The following is a 19446-nucleotide window of genomic DNA, read 5'->3' as shown; positions in this document are numbered from 1 at the left end:
TAACTAAACAACAAACAATAAAAACTCCCTATACAAAAGCTATACATAATTCGTTAAAAAACAATACAACCTATTAAATTTCTATAATAGCAAAAAACCCGTTTTGACGAGTTCAAAACGGGTTTTAAATAATTTATAATCAGTATTTTAAAAATGCGTATCCATTTGTAAATATTGTAAAAACTCTTTTTTAGTTTCTTTTTCTTTAAACTTTCCTCCAAATTCAGAAGTTACTGTAGAACTTTCTATGTCTTTTATACCTCTAGAATTTACACATAAATGTTTTGCATCTATTACACAAGCTACATCTTCTGTACCCAAGGCTTCTTGCATTGCTTGTACAACTTGCATGGTTAAACGTTCTTGTACTTGTGGTCTTTTTGCAAAATACTCGACAATTCTATTCATTTTAGACAAGCCAATTACTTTGCCATTAGAAATATAAGCCACATGTGCTCTACCAACTATTGGCAATAAATGATGCTCGCAAGTAGAATATACCACAATGTTTTTTTCTACCAACATTTCGCCATAATTATAATTATTATCAAATGTTGAAGCAGAGGGTTTATTCTTAGGATTTAAGCCCATAAAAAGCTCATTTACAAAAGCTTTCGCCACTCTTTTTGGAGTTCCTTGTATACTATCGTCTTCTAAATCCATACCTAAAGTGTATAAAATATCTTTAACACTTTCTTGAATTTTATCTATTTTTTCTTCGTCAGAAATAGAGAAAGCGTTAGCTCTTAGTGGATTCTTTGCAGACGTTGCTACATGGTTATCGCCTATTTCTTCAATTCTTTCGTCATTCATTTTGCTGTTCAATTCAAACATTTCAATCGTTTATAATAATGCAAATTTACGTGTTTACAACGTATTATTTTAGTTTCTGAATAAGTTATCGTTATAATTCTATCAATTTTCATTTAAAATTAAAAAAAAACAGTCTTTGATTAGCTTATTCTAACAGGGTAACTTATAAATTTGTATAGTTTAGAAAGTTAAGCTATTGTAGTTTAATACTATTTTAATTCTTTTATCAATTCTTCTAAATTGTAATTATTTTGCACTCCAGAAATCATATTTTTCAAAGTGAATTCTTGGTTTTCTATTTCTCTAGAACCTACAATTACTACAAACGGAATTTCGCGTTTATTGGCATAATTCATTTGTTTTTTCATTTTTGCATTATCTGGAAAAAGTTCTGACTTTATATTTTCTGCTCTTAATTTAGCAATTGCTTTCATAGCATATAAAGTTTCATTTTCTCCAAAATTGACAAACAAAACTTTTGGTTTTGGCAAGTCTACAGTTTTAAACAAACCTAATTCTTCTAATACTAAATAGATTCTATCCAAACCAAAAGAAACACCTACACCAGAAACATCTTTTAAACCGAAAATACCTGTTAAATCATCATATCTACCTCCACCTCCAATAGAGCCCATTTTTACACCTTTGGGGGCTTCTACTTCAAAAATAGCACCAGTATAATAGTTTAGACCTCTTGCTAAAGTAACATCTACCTGTAAATTAGCAGATTGCAAACCTAATTCTTCTATAGAGTTGATTACAAAACGTAACTCCTCTACCCCTTTTGTGCCTTCTTTTGAAGTTTGTAACATTTGTTCTAAAGAAGCTAATTTCTCTAAATTAGAACCCGTAAAATTGAATAATGGTTGTACTTTTTCTATGGCTTTTTCAGAAATTCCTTTGGCTAACATTTCTGCTTCTACCTTCTCCTTTCCTATTTTATCTAGCTTGTCTAATGCTACTGTAAAGTCGATTAATTTCTCTTTTGCACCAATCACCTCAGCAATACCAGACAATATTTTTCTATTGTTAATTTTGATAGTAGTTTGCAACAAACCAAGCTTACTAAAAACAGTATCATATAACTTAATAAACTCTACTTCTTGCCATAAAGATTTGCTACCTACAACATCTGCATCACATTGATAAAACTCTCTAAAACGTCCTTTTTGAGGCCTGTCTGCTCTCCAAACAGGTTGTACTTGATAGCGTTTAAAAGGAAAGGTTATTTCATTTTGATGTTGAACAACGTATCTTGCAAAAGGTACTGTTAAGTCGTAACGTAAAGCTTTTTCTGATATTTGGGAAGTTACTTTTAAACTGTCTTTATCAGATAAATAGTTTTCATCTGCTTTTGATAAAAAATCCCCAGAATTTAAAATTTTGAAAATCAACCTATCTCCTTCTTCTCCATATTTTCCCATCAATGTAGAAGAGTTTTCAAAACTTGGCGTTTCAATCGGTTGAAAACCAAAAGTTTCGAATGCACTTTTAATCGTATTCATAATATAAGTACGATTGGCTACTTCTGTTGGCGAAAAGTCTCTAGTTCCTTTTGGGATGCTTGGTTTCATATTTAATTATGAATTTTTTATTGATGTCTTCTCGAGTATAGTAAGATGATATTAATAAAATCTCTACTACACTTAACCAGACATTATTTATTTCAGACGCAAATATCGTGAAAAAGTTATAATTTATTAGGTCTTGTATAGGTTTTATTTCTTCTTCTTAGAGAGTAAATAGAAGCATTTAACTCGAAACCTAAAAGTAAAATAATGGCATTTAACCATATAAATATCATCAATATTAAAAGTGTACCAATAGAACCATACAACTCATTATATTTTGCAAATTCGTTTACATAAAATCCAAACAAATAAAAGGTTAACACCGATAAAATAGTAGTTAAAACTGCTCCTGGAGAAAAAAACCGAGCATGTTTTGCTTCTTTAACTCCATAATGATACAACAAAGAAACGGTTATAAAAATCATGGTTAAAAAGATAAAACCTCTACTTAATTGTAGCCAAATTAAATTATCTTCTAACCAACCAAAGGTTACAAATTCTTTTAAAATAAATTCAAAAAATATGATAAGTACTACTGAAAGAAATAGAAAAAAGACAATTACAAAAGAAACCAACATGGCTATAAAATAAGCTCTAAACACATTTCTAACTTCTTTTATATGATAGGAATATTCGAATCCCCCAAAAATAGCATTTACACCATTAGTCATTAAAAAAATAGAACCTATAAAACCAAAAGATAACAAACCACCGTATTGATTATTGATAATATCTATCAATACAGAATCTACTGCATCAAAAGTTTTAGGAGGTAAAACATCAGAAATAATAGAAAGTAAACCTTCTTGAGCGCCATCTATTGGTAAAAACGGAATTAATGTAAGGACAAATAACAAAAACGGAAAAATTGCCATAAAAAAACTGTAAGCAATACCACCTGCCCTAGTTGTTAAAGCGCCTTCTACAATGCCAATAAAATACATTTCTAAAACGTCGTATAAAGACATCCCTTCTAAACCAGGTACTTTAATTTTCTTTCCCAGTTTTACCAACCATCCAACAACTGGTATTTGCGCTAATTTATTTTCTACTTCTTTTGTCATTATTTTGAGTTGGAAAGTTGCAAAGTTACAAAGTTTAAAAGTGTCAAAGATTATTAGTATTGGATTTTATACTTCTTATAAAACTCGATAACATTCTCTCTATCTCTCTTGATAATTCATACAATTCATCAAATTTTTCTTTTGGAATGTATTGTAAATTAAAGGCTATTTCTAATTGTGTTTGTAACTCAAAAGTAATGAAATAGCAATATTTAAAAAACGGAGTTAGTCTTTAACACTATCCCTTCCAAAACCTTCAGAAATATTACTTGGAATTGAAATAGAACACCTTCTTATTTGTGATGTTAACCCAAAGAGTTCTTCATTAGGAAAAGTTCTAGATATTTGATAAACTACAGTTACAAAATTCATTGATTTTTGCCATACTAATAAATCTCTAAAGGTTTTCATTTTTCTTTTTATTTGATAGATACAGTTTTAAAATAGTTGTAAAGTAGCAAAATTTTGTTTTATTTCTCTGCAACTTTGTAACTCTGTAACTTTATTACTTTACTTCTCTACATCTTTATTCTACTCTAATAAAACTCCAGAATCAATTAATAGTCCATCAATATTGTTTCTACTAAATCTTGCTCCTTTCAATTTATTTTCTTCTGGATTTATGTTAAAATTATATGCTGTTCTAAAATCTGCCTTTTCTAAATTTGTACGATCAAAAATAGCGTTTTTTAAATCAGATTGATCAAACAAAGCATTTGCTAAAATAGTTTCTGCAAAATCCACTTCTTCTAAATTGCACTTTACAAATGGGGTATTTGGTATTTTTAATTGATAAAAAGAAGATAAATTTAACTGACAATCTGTAAATTGAAATTGTAATAAAAATGGATCTACCTCATTAAATTTTACACCAATTATTTTACATTTTTCAAAAATAACATCTTTAAAAGCAGTATCTTTTACGATCGTATTACTAAAATTACAATCAATAAATTCACATTCAACAAACTGAATGTTAGAAGCATGAATGCCCTCGAAATTACAATTTAAAAACCTACATTGATCATACTCTCCTTTCTTGATTTGGGTTGTAGTAAAATCAATTTTAATAAATTCTTCGTTATCAAAATAATTATCAATCATATCTTTTTTAAACTTATAAAATTAAAAGGAATTGCTAAACGGCAAAGTTTGACTTTTAAGTATTTTTAATTTTGTTACTCTGCAACAATTAACTTGATTCTAAAAAGCTTTTAAACTTAAATCTAAATTATATACAGAATGCGTTAATGCACCAGAAGAAATAAAATCTACACCACACTCTGCATATTTTCTAATGGTTTTTTCGTTAATTGCACCAGAAGACTCTGTAAAGCATTGATTGCCAATCAACGCGACTGCTTTTTTAGTATCTTCGTAATTAAAATTGTCTATTAAAATTCTATACACACCATCATTAGAAAGTATTTCTTTAATTTCTTCTAGACTTCTTGCTTCTACAATTATTTTAATATCTATTTTTTTTTCTGCTAAATAGTTTTTTGTTTTGGTGATGGCTGCAGTAATTCCGCCAGCAAAATCAATATGATTATCTTTAATCATCACCATATCATATAAAGCAAATCTGTGGTTTTCTCCACCACCAATTTTTACAGCCCATTTTTCTAAAGCACGAATTCCTGGTGTGGTTTTTCTGGTATCTAACACTTTAGTTTTTGTACCTTCTAATAAATCAGCAAAAAAAGCAGTTTTAGTTGCAATAGCACTCATTCTTTGCATGGCATTTAACACCAAACGCTCTGCCATTAAAATAGACTGTGATTTCCCAGAAACATGAAAAACGATGTCTCCATACTTAACTTTTTCTCCATCATTTATAAAAGTAGTTACCTTTAGATTGGCATCCACATATTTAAAAACTTGTTTTGCAAATTCAACGCCTGCAATAATCCCCTCATCTTTTACCAATAATTTTGCTTTGCCTTCTGCATCTGTAGGAATACAGGAAAGTGAAGTATGGTCTCCATCTCCAATATCTTCTCTAATAGCGTTTTTAATTATAAGATCTAATTCGTTTTGAAATTGTGCCTCTGGAATCATAAATATTTTTTAATTCTGATGTAAAAATAGCAATGATTTTCAACTTTTTAAGAGTTCTTAAGAATTTATGTTTTAAAACTAATAAATTTGTTTTTTATTTAAATTTAGTAACCTTGTCTCTTCGAGCGCAGTCGAGAGTTTTTTTTATAGGTTTAGACTGTGCTTGACTAAATAAAATTATGAAAATAAAACTACTTGCTATTGGAAAAACCGACAATAAAAACCTAATTAAATTAATTGAGGAATATCAAAATCGGTTAAAACATTACATAAAATTTGAGTTGGAAATTATTCCTGATATAAAAAACGTAAAGAATTTAAGCGAGTTACAACAAAAAGAGAAAGAAGGAGAATTCATTTTAAAAAAGCTACAAAATACAGATCAATTGGTTTTGTTAGATGATAAAGGAAAACATTTTACTTCTATCGAATTTTCAAACTATCTTCAAAAAAAAATGAATACAGGTCTTAAACAATTGGTATTGGTTATTGGTGGCCCCTATGGATTTTCTGAGGCAGTTTATAAAAAAGCAACTGGGAAAATATCACTATCTAAAATGACTTTTTCGCATCAAATGATTCGATTATTTGTTGTAGAACAACTTTATAGAGGTTTTACTATTTTAAAAAACGAACCTTATCATCATGAGTAAAAGCTGTGCTAAACTTAAAAAAAATTAAAGAGCCTTAATCTTTGTAAAAAGCATTTAAATTGACGTATTAACTTTTGTAACTTTGAACACTCAATTTTAAATTTTGAATTTTAAAAAATGGAACTCGTCTTTGCAACCAACAATCTAAATAAACTAAAAGAAGTACAAGAAATATTGTCTGATTCAATAAAAATATTGAGTTTAAAAGACATTAATTGTTTTGATGAAGTTGATGAAACTGAAACTACTTTAGAAGGAAATGCAACATTAAAAGCAGATTATATTACACAAAAATTTGGCTATAACTGTTTTGCAGATGATACCGGTTTAGAAGTAGAAAGTTTAGATGGAAAACCTGGTGTATATTCTGCACGATTTTCTGGAGAGCCTGCAAATGCTGAAAATAATATGCAAAAATTATTATCAGAATTAGAAGGTAAAACAAATAGAAAAGCACAATTTAGAACTGTTATTAGTTTACGTTTAGAAAACAAACATTTTTTATTTGAAGGAATTTGTAAAGGTGAAATTTTAACTGAAAAGCAAGGTGAAAAAGGTTTTGGTTACGACCCCATTTTTAAACCAGAAGGTTTTAATGAATCTTTTGCAACCATGAGTTCTGAAGAAAAAAATAAAATTTCTCACAGAGGTTTAGCAATTCAGAAATTGGTAGAATTTTTAACCCATTACAAATAACAAATTTTTATCTTATAGAGCTTAATTAAGATTTTCATTAGATCTTGAGTTTACTCAACCTGACAATTAATACATGAAACAAAAAAACTACAAAAAACCATTTATATTTCTATCAACTCTATTGGTGGTTTTATTTTTTGTAAATGTAAGTTTAGGTTCTATTTCTATTCCTTTAAAAGAAATTTTTAACACTTTAACAGGAAATGCCGTATCTAAAGAAAGCTGGCAAACCATTGTTTTACAATTTCGATTACCAAAAGCAATTACAGCCATTTTAGTAGGCTCTGGGTTATCTGTTGCTGGTTTATTAATGCAAACTTTGTTTAGAAATCCATTAGCAGGTCCTTTTGTATTAGGTATTTCTTCTGGCGCAAGTTTAGGAGTAGCTTTGTTAATTTTAGGATCTACTCTTTTTGGTGGATTTTTAATTAGTAATTCATTTTCTATTTGGTCTATACCCATGGCAGCTACTTTGGGTTGTTTTTTCGTTTTATCAGCAGTAATTATTGCCGCAAATAAAGTAAGAAACACCATGTCTATTTTAATTATTGGTTTAATGTTTGGTAGTGTAACTTCTGCTATTATAAGTGTTTTAGCGTATTTTAGCAGCTCTGAAAAAATTCAGCAATACTTATTTTGGAGTTTTGGTAGTTTGGGCAACCTTTCTTGGAATGAATTACTTGTTTTTAGTAGTATTTATCTTTTAGGTATTACAGGTACCATTTTTATTATAAAACCTTTAAATAGCTTTTTATTAGGAGAAAATTATGCCAAAAGTTTAGGGATAAATGTAAAAAAAAGTAGAAATATTATTTTATTAATTACCAGTATTTTAACGGGTGTTATTACTGCTTTTGCTGGCCCAATTGCTTTTGTAGGTTTAGCCGTACCACACATTGCCAGAATTGTTTTTACTAGTTCTAATCATAAAATATTAATTCCTGCTGTACTTATTATAGGCGCTATAATTATGTTAATTTGCGATTGTATAGCCCAATTGCCAACAAGCGAGTTTACATTGCCCATTAACGCAATAACCTCTTTATTTGGTGCACCTATTGTAATTTGGCTCTTAATAAGAAAGAAAAAAGTATTTGTTTAAAAGTTTCTAAAAATCGACATAAAAAATACACATATCGTTTTAAAAACCAAAAATTTAAGTATTGGATATCAACAGAAAAAACAGCAACAAATTGTTTTATCTGACATCAATATATCTATAGAAAAAGGAAAATTAGTAAGCATTTTAGGTGAAAACGGTAGTGGAAAATCAACACTTTTAAGAACACTTTCTAAAGTACAAAAGCCTATTGCTGGTAATATTTTTTTTAATGATAAAAACCTAAACTCTATTTCTGAAAACGAGCTTTCTAAAAAATTAAGTTTGGTTTTAACAGAGCGTTTGCCAGAAAGCCAATTAACAGTTTTTGAAATTATTGCACTAGGCAGACAACCCTACACCAATTGGATAGATATACTTAGTAAAGAAGATCTTTTAAAAATAAACACAGCTATAGAACAAACAGAAATAGGAGATTTAAAGGATAAGAATTTTTATCAATTAAGTGATGGTCAATTGCAGCGTGTTTTAATTGCAAGGGCTTTAGCTCAAGATACAGAAGTTGTTATTTTAGATGAACCTACAGCGCATTTAGATCTGCATCAAACCATACATATTTTTACGCTACTTAAAAACTTGGTAAACAAAACTGGTAAGACAATTATTGTATCTTCACATCAAATTAACTTAGCTTTACAATTATCAGATACTATTGTTTTATTAAAAGATAATCGTGTCATTTATGGTACTACAGATACATTAGTTTCCAACAATGCATTCGACAATTTGTTTCCAAGTAAATTATTAAAGTTTAACAAAACCTTACAACAATTTGTTGTTCACAAAAATTAATTTTGAAACACCTGTAACTTTTTGTTACTTTTGAATACTGATTACTACAAACAAAATACTTTTTTAAACGATGAAAAAAACACTTTATGTTGCTAGTGCATTCGCTTTTATGGCTTGTGGTTCTAGTAAAAACACGTCTAATGACGATGCAAATATAGACCAAGCTGCAAAATATGCTGCAACAATTACTGCAAAAGACTTAGGTACACACCTTTTTACATATGCTTCAGATGAATTTGAAGGAAGAAATACTGGTGAACCTGGACAGAAAAAAGCAATCGCATATTTAAAAAACTTTTATGTTTCAGAGGGGATTGTTTCACCTTTGGGTGGTGATGATTATTTTCAAGAAGTACCAGCAGAATGGATTAATAAAAATACACGTAGAGGAAAATTTAAAGATTCTGAAAACGTAGTAGCTTTTATTAAAGGAACTGAAAAACCAGAAGAAATTGTAGTAATTTCTGCTCATTTAGACCACGAAGGAATTAAAAATGGAGAAATTTATAATGGTGCAGATGATGATGGTTCTGGTACAGTAGCTATTTTAGAAATTGCACAAGCTTTTCAAATGGCTGCTAAAGCAGGAAAAGGACCAAAACGTTCTGTCTTGTTTTTACATGTAACTGGAGAAGAAAAAGGTTTATTAGGTTCTAAATATTATACAGATGTAGATCCCATTTTTCCTCTAGCAAATACCGTTTGCGATTTAAATATTGATATGGTAGGTAGAATTGATGATAGACACAAAGCAGACCCAAATTATGTTTATTTAATTGGGTCAGATAAATTAAGTACAGAATTACATAACTTATCCGAAAGAATCAATGCAAAGTATACCAACATTAATTTAGACTATAAATATAATGATGAGAACGATCCTAATCGTTTTTACTACAGATCTGACCATTATAATTTTGCAAAAAATAATGTACCTATTATTTTCTATTTTAATGGTACACATGCAGATTACCATAAACCAACAGATACTCCAGACAAAATTAACTACGATTTGTTAGAAAACAGAGCACGTTTGGTATTTCATACAGCTTGGGAAGTTGCCAATATGGATACAAGAATTATTGTTGACAAAGCAGTAGTTAAAAAAGAATCAGAATAAAGTTTCTTTTACTGATAAAAAAACCGAGCAATTAAAATTGCTCGGTTTTTTTTATGGAAATATTTTAAAGCCCACCAAATTGGGTTAATTTATCTATCTATCCAATAAAAAGTATTTTTAATGTAAAATTTTAAACAACAGCTCCTTTAAAATATCCTCTTGTGTTTGGTTTGCGCCAACACCTTTACTTTTAACATCTGCATCTCTTAAAGCGGCAATAACTTGTGCTACTTTTCTCATAGGAAAATTTCTAGCAGCTAAAAAATATTCGTCTACAAAATAGGTGCTAACCCCTAAAGCCTTAGCAACAGAATTTTTAGTTTTGTCTTTTAAACCATGAAATAGCAAAAGTTTGGTAAAAAAACCATTCAACAAAGAAATTGTCATTACTGTTGGATTTTTTTTAGGATTTTCTACAAAATAATTTATAATTCTGTTTGCTTTTAGCACATTTTTCTCTCCTATTGCTTTCTTTAACTCAAAATTATTAAAGTCTTTAGAAATACCAATATTTTCTTCTATGTGAGCGTCGGTTATAATGGTTTCTTTAGGTAAAACTAGCATTAGTTTGTCTAACTCATTCGCAATTTTACTTAAATCTGTTCCTAAAAACTCTACCAACATTAAAGCTGCCTTTGGATCTATTTGGTATTTTTTTCCACTTAAAACTCTACGAATCCAGTCTGAAACTTGATTGTCGTATAATTTTTTACTTTCATAAACCAAACCCGTTTTTGCAACTACTTTGTGTAGTTTTTTTCTTTTGTCTAGTTTTTTATACTTATAATTTAATACAAGAACTGTTGTAGGTTGTGGATTTTCTGCATAAGAAACCAATTTTTCTATACTTCTGCTTAAATCTTGCGCTTCTTTAACAATTAACACTTGTTTTTCTGCCATCATTGGATAGCGTTTTGCAGCTCCAACAATATCTTCTATAGTTACATCTCTACCATACATTACTTGCTGATTAAAACCTTTCTCTGTTTCATCCAAGACATTTTCTTCAATGTAATCAGAAATTTTATCTATGTAATAAGGCTCATCTCCCATTAAAAAATAAATAGGTTTTAGAGTACCTTTTTTAATATCAGAAACTATTGCGTTAATTTCGTTCATCTATTTTATAATAATTGCATTTTACAGTGCTTCTTCAGTTAGAAATTCAAACTAGGTTTCCAAAAAGTCAAAATTATCTTCGTTAAATTTAAAATAACTTTACTTAAATTTCGTGTTAATGTATTTGCATAAATTGATTTAACTACAGCAGTATTCCACCTAATAGATATATCGTAAACTAATTTTACTTACTTTTGATTGATGCAAAATCTTAATTTACCTACTTATAACTTTAAGCTCAAAAATAGCGAAAATAAAACACTTATTTTTGATAGCATAAGAAAAAAATACCTTGTTTTAACTTCTGAAGAATGGGTTCGTCAGCATTTTGTAAAATACCTAATAGATCAAAAAAAATATCCAATTACTTTAATTGCGTTAGAAAAACAATTAATTATTAACAATCGAAAAAAAAGAACCGATATTTTAATTTTTGATGCCAATGGTACACCTAATATTATTGTAGAATGCAAGGCTCCTTCAATAAAAATTACGCAAGAGACTTTTGACCAAATTACACGTTATAATTTAAAACTAAAAGCGAACTATCTTATTGTTACCAACGGTTTAAAACACTTTTACTGCAAAATGGATTTTGAAAACGAAACTTATATATTTTTAGAAAACATTCCTGATTATAAATAATTTTTAATTATCTATAATGTGTGATGTTTATTATTAAGAAGAAATTAGAAATTAAATAAGTTTTAAAATGTAAATTCGCAACCTTGAAAACAGCAATCGTCATATTAAATTGGAATGGACAAAAATTACTAGAGCAATTTTTACCCTCTGTAGTTAATTTTAGTTCGCAGTTAGCAGATGTTTACATTGCTGACAATGCTTCTACAGATAATTCTGTGGCGTATGTAAAGTCTTTTTTCCCTTCAGTAAAAATTATTAACAATGCAGTAAATGGTGGTTATGCAAAAGGATATAATGACGCTTTGTCTAAAATTGACGCAGATATTTACTGCTTATTAAACTCTGATGTAGAAGTGACCGAAAATTGGTTACAACCTATTTTAGACGTATTTAAAAGTGATGCAAAAACAGCTATTGTACAACCAAAATTATTAGATTTTAAAAATCAATCAAAATTTGAATATGCAGGCGCAGGTGGTGGCTTTGTTGATTTATTTGGTTATCCTTATTGCAGAGGACGTGTTTTTAATAATCTAGAAACAGATACTAAACAGTTTAATGATGTAGAAGATATTTTTTGGGCTTCTGGCGCCTGTTTATTTATTCGTGCAAAGGTTTATCATCAAATAAATGGTTTAGATGAAGATTATTTTGCACATCAAGAAGAAATAGATTTGTGTTGGAGAACTCATAATATGGGTTTTAAAGTAAAATATGTTGGTAATTCTACTGTATATCATTTAGGTGGTGCTACGTTGCAAGAAACCAACCCACAAAAAACCTACTTAAACTTTAGAAATAGCTTATTAAATGTGGTTAAAAATGTACCTAAAAAGTGGTTTTTGTTTGTAGTTTTTTCTCGTTTACTTTTAGATGGAATTGCAGGTATAAAATTTATTTTAGAACTAAGACCTATACACACTTTTGCAATTTTAAAAGCACATTTAAGTTTTTATAAAAACTTTTTAAAATTTTTAGGAAAACGCAGAAAACTACAGAAAAAACAAGATTATAATTTACACACCAGTATTGTTTGGCAGTATTTTGTTTTGGGTAGAAAAAAGTTTAAAGAATTAAAATAATACTCTATTTTTCTTTTCCTAAAGAATATCTAAACTTCCTTTTCCCTCTCTAATAACTTCTGGAACATCGGTTAAATCTATTACTGTAGAAGGTTCATTATCTCCATAACCACCATCTACTACTACATCTACCAAATTTTGCCATTTTTCGAAAATAAGTTCTGGGTCTGTAGTATATTCTAAAACATCATCATCATCTCTAATAGAAGTAGAAATAATAGGGTTGCCTAACTCGGCTACCAGAGTTCTAATTATTGAATTATTTGGTATACGGATACCAACCGTTTTTTTCTTTTTAAATACTTTAGGTAAGTTATTACTACCTGGCAGAACAAAGGTGTAAGGACCTGGTAATGCTCTTTTTAGAATTTTAAAGGTGACAGAATCTATTTGTTTTACGTAGTCAGAAAGATGGCTTAAATCGTTACAAATAAAAGAAAAATTGGCTTTTTCTAGCTTAACGCCTTTTATTTGTGCTATTTTTTCTAGCGCTTTTGTGTTGGTAATATCGCAACCTAAACCATACACAGTATCTGTTGGATATATAACCAAACCACCTGATTGTAGAACTTTTACAACTTTAGCAATTTCTTTTGGATTTGGATTTTCATTATAAATTCTAATAAATTGCGCCATAATCTTATCTATTAAAAAAATGTATTTAAAAATACAAAAAACTCAGCTTGTTTTACAAACTGAGTAATTTTTATGAGGGAAGTTTTTTAGTTTATGATTTGTCTACCAACCTAAAACCTTCTCCATGTATGTTTAAAATCTCTACATTTTCGTCTTTTTTTAAATACTTTCTCAGTTTTGCAATATAAACATCCATACTTCTAGAGGTAAAGTAATTATCATCTCTCCAGATTTTTGTTAATGCTAATTCTCTTGGCATTAAATCGTTTTTATGAATTGCTAACATGCGTAACAATTTACTTTCTTTTGGAGACAGTTTTGTAGGTTCTCCATCCTTGCCAACAGATAAGTGACGTAGTTTAGAGTTAAAGAAAAAACCTCCAATAACAAACTCAAATTGCTCTGTTTCTGCACTAGTTTCTGTTTCTTTTCTCTGTAAGATTGCTTTAATTTTATATAATAAAACTTCAGAATCAAAAGGTTTGTTTAAATAATCGTCTGCACCAACAGAATATCCTTTTAAAACATCTTCTTTTAACGTTTTTGCTGTTAAAAAAATAATTGGCACTTCTTTATTTGTACTTCTAATGTCTTGTGCTAAAGAAAAACCATCTTTTCTTGGCATCATAACATCTAAAATACATAAATCATAATCGCTATTTTTAAACATTATAAGACCTTCTATACCATCTTTTGCGTGTGTTACGTTATAATCGTTTAACGCTAAATAATCTTTTAGAACCGTTCCAAAATTTGGATCGTCCTCTACTAATAAAATTTTTTTACTTCCCATTTTTAAATCTATTTATTGTGTTAATTTTATATTAAAGGTAATTTTACTGTAAATATGCTTCCTTGTCCTTTTTCGCTTTCTACAAATACGGTTCCATGATGTTTTTCTATAATTTCTTTTACATATGCCAAACCTAATCCATGGCCTTTTACATCGTGTATATTTCCTTTTTGTTCTCTGTAAAATTTATTAAATACTTGTTTTTGTACAGCTTTACTCATACCTATACCAGTGTCTTTAATTTTAAAAACAAAGAATTTGTTGGTACTTTCTGTATATACATCTATAATTGGTGTATCTATAGAGTATTTTATTGCATTTTCTAACATATTAACCACAACATTTGTAAGGTGAAATTGATTACCAGGTAATTCTGATACTACTGCCTTAAAATGCGTAGTTACTTTTCCGTTTCTGTCTGCAACTAACAAACTTACGTGAGAAATTGCTTCTTCTAGTATGTCGTGTAAATCTATCGTTTCCTTACTAATATCTAATTGATTTTTTTCTAGTCTCGAAATTCTTAATACATTTTCTACCTGAGAGTGCATCCTTTTATTTTCATCTCTGATCATTTGCACATAACGCAAAACTTTTTCTGAGTCTCCTAAAATTTTTGGATTTTTAATTGAGTCTGTTGCCAAGTTAATAGTAGCAATAGGCGTTTTAAACTCATGGGTCATATTATTGATGAAATCTGTTTTAATTTCTGATATTTTTTTCTGTCTAATTAATTGATACAAAGAGCTAGAAAAGGCAATGATTATAATAAATATAAAAAATAAAGACAATAAAAGTATGCTTGAAATATCTGATAAAATATGCTTATTTTTATTAGGAAACGTTACATACAAATTATACGCTACATTACCTTGCGCATCGTTAAAAAGTGGATATTTATAACTGTTTTTTGTATTATTTATGGTATAGTAACCAGATTTTAATTTGGTAGCCAAATCTTCTTTAGTGTAGACTCCATATTTAAAATCTAAATAGATATTTCTTTTTGTAAGTTCTTCTTTTATAACATCATTTAGCTCGTTATTACTTATTCTTTTATGAATTGGTTTTCTACTATTAAAATCTTTAAATATTTCTGTTATTTGCAATTCTTCTAGGTTGATAAAATTTTGCGTAAAACTGTATTTAGATTCATCTTTTGAAGAAAATAAACCATCTATACTAGAGTATATTTTTGCTTGAAAAAAGTCTTTTTTACCTGTAAACCTTTTGTAAATAATAGAATCGTTATCTAAAAAATCTGTTGGAAGCTTAAAATTTTCCTCTAAAATAGTAGTCCCATAAGTAAATTTTTGTTGCGTAGCTGTATCTATTTCTTGAATTAAAAAGTTTTTTAATTGGGCATTGTCTGGCATGCCTTTTTCTTGAATAAAATTTCTTACTTTTTCTTGAAAAATAGTAGTTTCTTTTTCATTAATTCTCTCTGCTGCTCTCCCTAAAGATTTCTGAACATCATTCTTAAACTGTTCTTGCTTACTTTCTAGTGCGTTGTTTATCCAATAAAGCTGTACAGCTATTATCCCTATCAAAGATATACTCATCAGCACAACGATAATAATAAACATTTTTTTACGCATACATCAAATTTAACACTTTTAAAAAAATTATAATTAATGAATTTAGCTTAAATTAACTAATTTAGTAGAATTTTAAGTATTTTTTAACGTTTTTGTTGAATTTTACAAAAAATGAAGTGCTTTTTTTGTTAAAATATTATGAATCTTTCGAACCTGATCCTTTGTATTTTCTATTGAAGAATTGATTATTAAGTAGTTAGATAAAAGCAAAATTTTATCTTCTTTCCATTGGTTATTTATTCTAGCCAAAACTTCTTTTTTTTCAACGGAATCTCTAACCATAACTCTTTGTATTCTCTCTTCCAAATCAACATAAACACTAATAATAAAATCTAATTTTTCTATAGAATTACTTTCAAATAGGATAGCGCTTTCGTAGAGTATGTAATCTTTATTTTGGTTGCTTTTTACAAAGTTAGCAAAATGTTCTTTTACAGCTGGGTGCACAATCTTATTTAAAGCTTGTAGTTTTTCCTTACTATTAAATACCAATTGTCCAATATACTTTCTATCTAAAATATTGTTTTTATAGGCATTTGCACCAAATAGCTTTGTAATTTGTTGTTTAATACTAGAGGATGAATTTATAAGTTTTTTTGCTTCTACATCAGCAATATAAATGGCAACATTTGCATAATTACTAAACAATTTAGCAACTGTAGTTTTGCCACTTCCAATACCCCCTGTTAGACCTACAATCATTTTATTTTTCTATTAAAAAATCTATTTTATTAGGTATAATTTTATAGCTTTTAATTAAATCTGGCTTGCTAATTACCTTGGGTACTAGGTAGTTTAAATTATTTTTTTGTGATGTAATATAATTGCAAACTACCTGAAAAGAATTTGCTGTTATTTTGTTAAAATGAGATAAGCCCACAATAAAAACAATAGAGACTTTTTTAGAGAGTGTATTTATTTTAAGATTTTCTGGAACATTTATTATTTTGTATGGCACGATTAATGTGCCTTCTGTAAATTTTTCTACTTTACCTGTTACAGTAACTTCTTGCTTATTAAATTTTAAATTTTTAATGTCTTTTGGCATTTTAAGAGCCACATTTTCTTCAAAATCAGTTTTTAAATCAGAAAGAACCAAAGGTTTCATTTCTACATTTTTCAGTGTAGATATATAGTTTTCGGGTCCGTAAACTAAAATACTATCGGGTTTTATTTTAATATCTCCAGACACATCATACCCAACATGATATTTGATATTTACATTTGGCTTTATTGCCACTTTTTTTGTGACCAGGCTTCCTAAATCTAAATATAAAGTATCTTTTATAATTTCTTGTAAAACCAAACCACTAGGCAACTGTTTTTGTAAACTTGTCTTTTGTGTTCTTGGTAAAACAAAATATGTAGCCCCTTTTTTACTGTTTAATTTTGCGGCATTTATAGTAATTTGTTTCGTATTTAATCTTGTTTTTAAGATTTTAAAACCACTTGCTTTTACAACAATATCTAGTTCTTTTTCTGGTGTAGTCTGTAAAATTTTATCTTTAGATATGCCTGTATAATCTATAGGAAAACTTATAGTGATTATATATTCTTTAGAAAGTGTAATTAAAAACCATATAAGTATAGAGGCCATTAAAAACCCTAAAAAAGTTCTAGAAATTTTATTGTTTGTTTTCACTGAATATAATTAATTATATGCAATCTACATAAAAGCTATCAAACAAAAAAGTGAGTAACATTATAAAAACATTACTCACTTTAGTTGCTGTAAATTATCTATTATTTTTTTGTTTTTGGTAAGTATTTTTTACTTAATTCCATAGAAATTGCAGAACGTTCAAATTTTATTTTTCCTGCACCAGTTTCTATTGTTACAGTGTTATCTGTAGTATTTACTTCTGTAATTTTACCATGTATACCGCTAGATGTAACTACTTTAGACCCTGTTTTAATTTCTGTTTGAAAGGCTTTTTCTTTTTTCTGACGATTCATTTGTGGTCTTATCATAAAAAAATATAAAACCAGTAACATTGCTGCAAATGGGAGCATACTCATTAATCCTCCTGCCGATTCTTGTAAAAATATTGTATATAACATTTTATTTTTTTGTTTTTGGTGTTACCATACCTTTAATTGTTAATACTTCTCTACCAGATTCTGTATTGGTAGTTAACGTAATTGATTTTTGTTGTCTATTAGGCTTCCCATTTGTATTAAATCTTACTTTAATATCGCCTGTTTCTCCTGATTTAATAGGTGCTTTTGGCCATACAGGTATTGTACATCCACAACTAGATTTGGCGTTAGTGATCACTAGATCAGTTTTTCCTGAATTAGTAACTTTAAAAGTTTTCTCGACAATTTCTCCCTCGTTAACGGTTCCAAAATCATAAACTTCACTATCAAAAGCTATAGAAGCTGTTCCTTTTTCAATTTCTGCATCTCTATTTTTTGCATTGGTTAAATTGTCTTTATTAATTTTTGCAGAGGCATTTCCATTTCCGCAAGAAATTAATAAACTTGTTGTCATAAATAAAAACGATAATACTGTTATTTTTTTCATTGTATAAATTAATTTATGGCAAAAATAATAAATAATTGTTTATTGTATAGTTAAATTAGACCTCTTCCTATTTTTACTATTTTTTTATTGGCTATAAATTCTTTAGATATTTTATCTAAAACACCATTTATAAAATAGCTACTTTTAGAAGTAGAGTAATCTTTAGATATTTCTATATATTCGTTAATTGTTACTCTTGTTGGTATAGAAGGAAAGTTTACAAACTCTGTAATTGCCATTTTAATTAAAATCATGTCTATACCCGCAATTCTATCTGCCTCCCAATTGGGTGTTTTTTCTTCTATTTCTTTTTGATATTCTGCTTGTTTTAAAACTGTTTTTCTAAACAAGTTGCTTACAAAATCTTCATCGTCTTTATCTTTATATAAAGCACCTAAAATAAAAGGCTTGCTTTCTTTTTGCTTGCTTAAACTTTTAACAACCCAAGTATTTATAAATGGTATATCATCTACCCAAGTAATCAAAGTGTCTTCATAATAGTCTGCCAATTTTTCGTTAGGCGCAATTATTTCTTTAAAAAAGGCTATTACAAAAGCTTTATCTTCTTTGAAAGATTGTTCTTCTGTAGCCAAGTATTTTTTGTACAAATCACTTGTAACTAAATTATCAAAAATAATTTTTACATACTCGTTATCTAAAGACCAGTTATTTAATTTATTAACCTCTAAATAGCTTTCTATACTTATACTTTCTGCAATTGCACTAATAAGTTTATTGTCTATAAATTTTGTGTTGGGCTTTAAATCTTCTTGGGTTGCAAGAATTTTCTTTTTAGATAAAGCAATTTTTTTTGATGCAAATTTTTGAACTTCAACCAATAATTGAAGATTCAAAACATATAAATCAAACATTTTTAAAATACTATGTTTTAAAAACTTTTCTTCTCTAACAAGGTCATCATTTTTAGATTGCGCCATTGCATAGACAGATTGCATTACTTTAACTCGAATATGTCTTCTGTTAATCATTTTTAAAGAACTCTATAAAATAGTGAGAAATTTTTCTCTAATTACTGGGCAAAAATACTATTATTTTGCTTCTAATCACACAAGAAAGGTATTCTTTTTTTATGATTTTTTGAAGAAGTTGTCAGCTTAAAAAAACGCTTTAGTTTTACATATAATAATGTATCTTC

At 28.3% G+C, this 19446-nt stretch carries 23 protein-coding genes; 7 read left to right on the top strand and 16 right to left on the bottom strand.

All coding sequences use genetic code 11. The features are described from left to right. Positions 1–147: 147 nt before the first annotated feature. The 7 genes from folE to nadC all read right to left on the bottom strand — a co-directional run bounded on the left by folE (position 148) and on the right by nadC (position 5509). Positions 148–834, bottom strand: coding sequence for a GTP cyclohydrolase I FolE (folE, locus tag AC2D6T_RS04795; protein ID WP_298948239.1), 687 nt, complete (start codon positions 832–834; stop codon positions 148–150). Between the two features lie 188 nt (positions 835–1022). Then, on the bottom strand, positions 1023–2387 hold the full coding sequence (hisS, locus tag AC2D6T_RS04790) for a histidine--tRNA ligase (RefSeq protein ID WP_438988551.1): 1365 nt from the start codon (positions 2385–2387) through the stop codon (positions 1023–1025). Between the two features lie 116 nt (positions 2388–2503). Then, a complete protein-coding gene (locus AC2D6T_RS04785) occupies positions 2504–3448 on the bottom strand; it encodes a YihY/virulence factor BrkB family protein (protein ID WP_438988552.1) in 945 nt (314 codons plus the stop codon). A 43-nt stretch (positions 3449–3491) separates the two neighbouring features. Further along, the gene (locus AC2D6T_RS04780) at positions 3492–3596 is read right to left on the bottom strand and encodes a hypothetical protein (RefSeq protein ID WP_484680737.1); all 105 of its coding nucleotides are present in this window, start codon (positions 3594–3596) and stop codon (positions 3492–3494) included. 77 nt (positions 3597–3673) lie between these two features. Continuing rightward, the gene (locus AC2D6T_RS04775) at positions 3674–3859 is read right to left on the bottom strand and encodes a four helix bundle protein (RefSeq protein ID WP_484680645.1); all 186 of its coding nucleotides are present in this window, start codon (positions 3857–3859) and stop codon (positions 3674–3676) included. A gap of 120 nt (positions 3860–3979) precedes the next feature. Beyond that, positions 3980–4552 (bottom strand): pentapeptide repeat-containing protein, encoded by a 573-nt coding sequence (locus AC2D6T_RS04770; RefSeq protein WP_298948236.1) that lies wholly within the window; start codon positions 4550–4552, stop codon positions 3980–3982. A 99-nt stretch (positions 4553–4651) separates the two neighbouring features. Then, complete coding sequence (gene nadC, locus AC2D6T_RS04765; RefSeq protein WP_484680644.1) at positions 4652–5509, bottom strand: carboxylating nicotinate-nucleotide diphosphorylase; 858 nt, start codon at positions 5507–5509, stop codon at positions 4652–4654. A gap of 179 nt (positions 5510–5688) precedes the next feature. Between nadC and rlmH the strand changes: the two genes are divergently transcribed. From rlmH to AC2D6T_RS04740, 5 genes are all read left to right on the top strand, one after another. After that, positions 5689–6162, top strand: a complete 474-nt coding sequence (gene rlmH, locus AC2D6T_RS04760) for a 23S rRNA (pseudouridine(1915)-N(3))-methyltransferase RlmH (protein ID WP_298948234.1) — start codon at positions 5689–5691, stop codon at positions 6160–6162. 117 nt (positions 6163–6279) lie between these two features. Beyond that, on the top strand, positions 6280–6858 hold the full coding sequence (locus AC2D6T_RS04755) for a non-canonical purine NTP diphosphatase (protein ID WP_438988557.1): 579 nt from the start codon (positions 6280–6282) through the stop codon (positions 6856–6858). Between the two features lie 73 nt (positions 6859–6931). Then, positions 6932–7960, top strand: coding sequence for a FecCD family ABC transporter permease (locus AC2D6T_RS04750; RefSeq protein ID WP_484680643.1), 1029 nt, complete (start codon positions 6932–6934; stop codon positions 7958–7960). Positions 7961–7972: 12 nt separating this feature from the next. Then, entirely contained in the window at positions 7973–8770 is a 798-nt protein-coding gene (locus AC2D6T_RS04745) for an ABC transporter ATP-binding protein (RefSeq protein ID WP_484680736.1), read from the top strand. Positions 8771–8840: 70 nt separating this feature from the next. Then, complete coding sequence (locus tag AC2D6T_RS04740) at positions 8841–9890, top strand: M28 family metallopeptidase (protein ID WP_484680642.1); 1050 nt, start codon at positions 8841–8843, stop codon at positions 9888–9890. 117 nt (positions 9891–10007) lie between these two features. On the opposite strand, the gene holA is transcribed toward AC2D6T_RS04740, so the two are convergent. Continuing rightward, a complete protein-coding gene (gene holA / locus AC2D6T_RS04735; protein ID WP_484680641.1) occupies positions 10008–11009 on the bottom strand; it encodes a DNA polymerase III subunit delta in 1002 nt (333 codons plus the stop codon). Between the two features lie 201 nt (positions 11010–11210). Here holA and AC2D6T_RS04730 point away from each other — a divergent pair, with 201 nt between their 5' ends. Beyond that, the gene (locus AC2D6T_RS04730) at positions 11211–11654 is read left to right on the top strand and encodes a type I restriction enzyme HsdR N-terminal domain-containing protein (protein ID WP_484680640.1); all 444 of its coding nucleotides are present in this window, start codon (positions 11211–11213) and stop codon (positions 11652–11654) included. A gap of 83 nt (positions 11655–11737) precedes the next feature. Beyond that, the gene (locus AC2D6T_RS04725; protein WP_484680639.1) at positions 11738–12736 is read left to right on the top strand and encodes a glycosyltransferase family 2 protein; all 999 of its coding nucleotides are present in this window, start codon (positions 11738–11740) and stop codon (positions 12734–12736) included. Between the two features lie 18 nt (positions 12737–12754). On the opposite strand, the gene AC2D6T_RS04720 is transcribed toward AC2D6T_RS04725, so the two are convergent. The 8 genes from AC2D6T_RS04720 to nusB form a co-directional block, all read right to left on the bottom strand. Continuing rightward, the gene (locus AC2D6T_RS04720) at positions 12755–13372 is read right to left on the bottom strand and encodes an L-threonylcarbamoyladenylate synthase (RefSeq protein ID WP_298948226.1); all 618 of its coding nucleotides are present in this window, start codon (positions 13370–13372) and stop codon (positions 12755–12757) included. 91 nt (positions 13373–13463) lie between these two features. Next, the gene (locus tag AC2D6T_RS04715) at positions 13464–14165 is read right to left on the bottom strand and encodes a response regulator transcription factor (RefSeq protein WP_298948225.1); all 702 of its coding nucleotides are present in this window, start codon (positions 14163–14165) and stop codon (positions 13464–13466) included. Between the two features lie 26 nt (positions 14166–14191). Then, positions 14192–15763, bottom strand: a complete 1572-nt coding sequence (locus tag AC2D6T_RS04710; protein WP_484680638.1) for a sensor histidine kinase — start codon at positions 15761–15763, stop codon at positions 14192–14194. A gap of 102 nt (positions 15764–15865) precedes the next feature. After that, positions 15866–16465: a dephospho-CoA kinase gene (coaE, locus tag AC2D6T_RS04705; RefSeq protein ID WP_484680637.1), complete on the bottom strand. Its 600-nt coding sequence runs from the start codon at positions 16463–16465 to the stop codon at positions 15866–15868. A 1-nt stretch (position 16466) separates the two neighbouring features. Then, positions 16467–17405 (bottom strand): CdaR family protein, encoded by a 939-nt coding sequence (locus AC2D6T_RS04700; protein WP_484680636.1) that lies wholly within the window; start codon positions 17403–17405, stop codon positions 16467–16469. 101 nt (positions 17406–17506) lie between these two features. Then, on the bottom strand, positions 17507–17824 hold the full coding sequence (gene yajC, locus AC2D6T_RS04695) for a preprotein translocase subunit YajC (RefSeq protein WP_298948221.1): 318 nt from the start codon (positions 17822–17824) through the stop codon (positions 17507–17509). A gap of 1 nt (position 17825) precedes the next feature. After that, the gene (locus AC2D6T_RS04690; protein ID WP_484680635.1) at positions 17826–18290 is read right to left on the bottom strand and encodes a DUF1573 domain-containing protein; all 465 of its coding nucleotides are present in this window, start codon (positions 18288–18290) and stop codon (positions 17826–17828) included. 50 nt (positions 18291–18340) lie between these two features. After that, positions 18341–19279: a transcription antitermination factor NusB gene (nusB, locus tag AC2D6T_RS04685; RefSeq protein ID WP_484680634.1), complete on the bottom strand. Its 939-nt coding sequence runs from the start codon at positions 19277–19279 to the stop codon at positions 18341–18343. Positions 19280–19446: the final 167 nt, after the last annotated feature.

This window comes from Polaribacter sp. YIW18, from assembly GCF_057219325.1.
The sequence above is the reverse complement of the archived record's forward strand: the minus strand, read 5'-3'. Positions and strand labels throughout refer to the sequence as shown.

Excerpts from the sequence above, each read along its gene's own strand:
- AC2D6T_RS04785 (WP_438988552.1), bottom strand. The coding sequence starts at position 3,448 with ATGACAAAAGAAGTAGAAAATAAATTAGCGCAAATACCAGTTGTTGGA.
- nusB (WP_484680634.1), bottom strand. The coding sequence starts at position 19,279 with ATGATTAACAGAAGACATATTCGAGTTAAAGTAATGCAATCTGTCTAT.
- folE (WP_298948239.1), bottom strand. The coding sequence starts at position 834 with ATGTTTGAATTGAACAGCAAAATGAATGACGAAAGAATTGAAGAAATA.
- AC2D6T_RS04690 (WP_484680635.1), bottom strand. The coding sequence starts at position 18,290 with ATGAAAAAAATAACAGTATTATCGTTTTTATTTATGACAACAAGTTTA.
- AC2D6T_RS04720 (WP_298948226.1), bottom strand. The coding sequence starts at position 13,372 with ATGGCGCAATTTATTAGAATTTATAATGAAAATCCAAATCCAAAAGAA.
- nadC (WP_484680644.1), bottom strand. The coding sequence starts at position 5,509 with ATGATTCCAGAGGCACAATTTCAAAACGAATTAGATCTTATAATTAAA.
- coaE (WP_484680637.1), bottom strand. The coding sequence starts at position 16,465 with ATGATTGTAGGTCTAACAGGGGGTATTGGAAGTGGCAAAACTACAGTT.
- AC2D6T_RS04775 (WP_484680645.1), bottom strand. The coding sequence starts at position 3,859 with ATGAAAACCTTTAGAGATTTATTAGTATGGCAAAAATCAATGAATTTT.
- holA (WP_484680641.1), bottom strand. The coding sequence starts at position 11,009 with ATGAACGAAATTAACGCAATAGTTTCTGATATTAAAAAAGGTACTCTA.
- AC2D6T_RS04710 (WP_484680638.1), bottom strand. The coding sequence starts at position 15,763 with ATGCGTAAAAAAATGTTTATTATTATCGTTGTGCTGATGAGTATATCT.
- rlmH (WP_298948234.1), top strand. The coding sequence starts at position 5,689 with ATGAAAATAAAACTACTTGCTATTGGAAAAACCGACAATAAAAACCTA.
- AC2D6T_RS04730 (WP_484680640.1), top strand. The coding sequence starts at position 11,211 with ATGCAAAATCTTAATTTACCTACTTATAACTTTAAGCTCAAAAATAGC.
- yajC (WP_298948221.1), bottom strand. The coding sequence starts at position 17,824 with ATGTTATATACAATATTTTTACAAGAATCGGCAGGAGGATTAATGAGT.
- AC2D6T_RS04750 (WP_484680643.1), top strand. The coding sequence starts at position 6,932 with ATGAAACAAAAAAACTACAAAAAACCATTTATATTTCTATCAACTCTA.
- AC2D6T_RS04715 (WP_298948225.1), bottom strand. The coding sequence starts at position 14,165 with ATGGGAAGTAAAAAAATTTTATTAGTAGAGGACGATCCAAATTTTGGA.
- AC2D6T_RS04770 (WP_298948236.1), bottom strand. The coding sequence starts at position 4,552 with ATGATTGATAATTATTTTGATAACGAAGAATTTATTAAAATTGATTTT.
- AC2D6T_RS04740 (WP_484680642.1), top strand. The coding sequence starts at position 8,841 with ATGAAAAAAACACTTTATGTTGCTAGTGCATTCGCTTTTATGGCTTGT.
- hisS (WP_438988551.1), bottom strand. The coding sequence starts at position 2,387 with ATGAAACCAAGCATCCCAAAAGGAACTAGAGACTTTTCGCCAACAGAA.
- AC2D6T_RS04755 (WP_438988557.1), top strand. The coding sequence starts at position 6,280 with ATGGAACTCGTCTTTGCAACCAACAATCTAAATAAACTAAAAGAAGTA.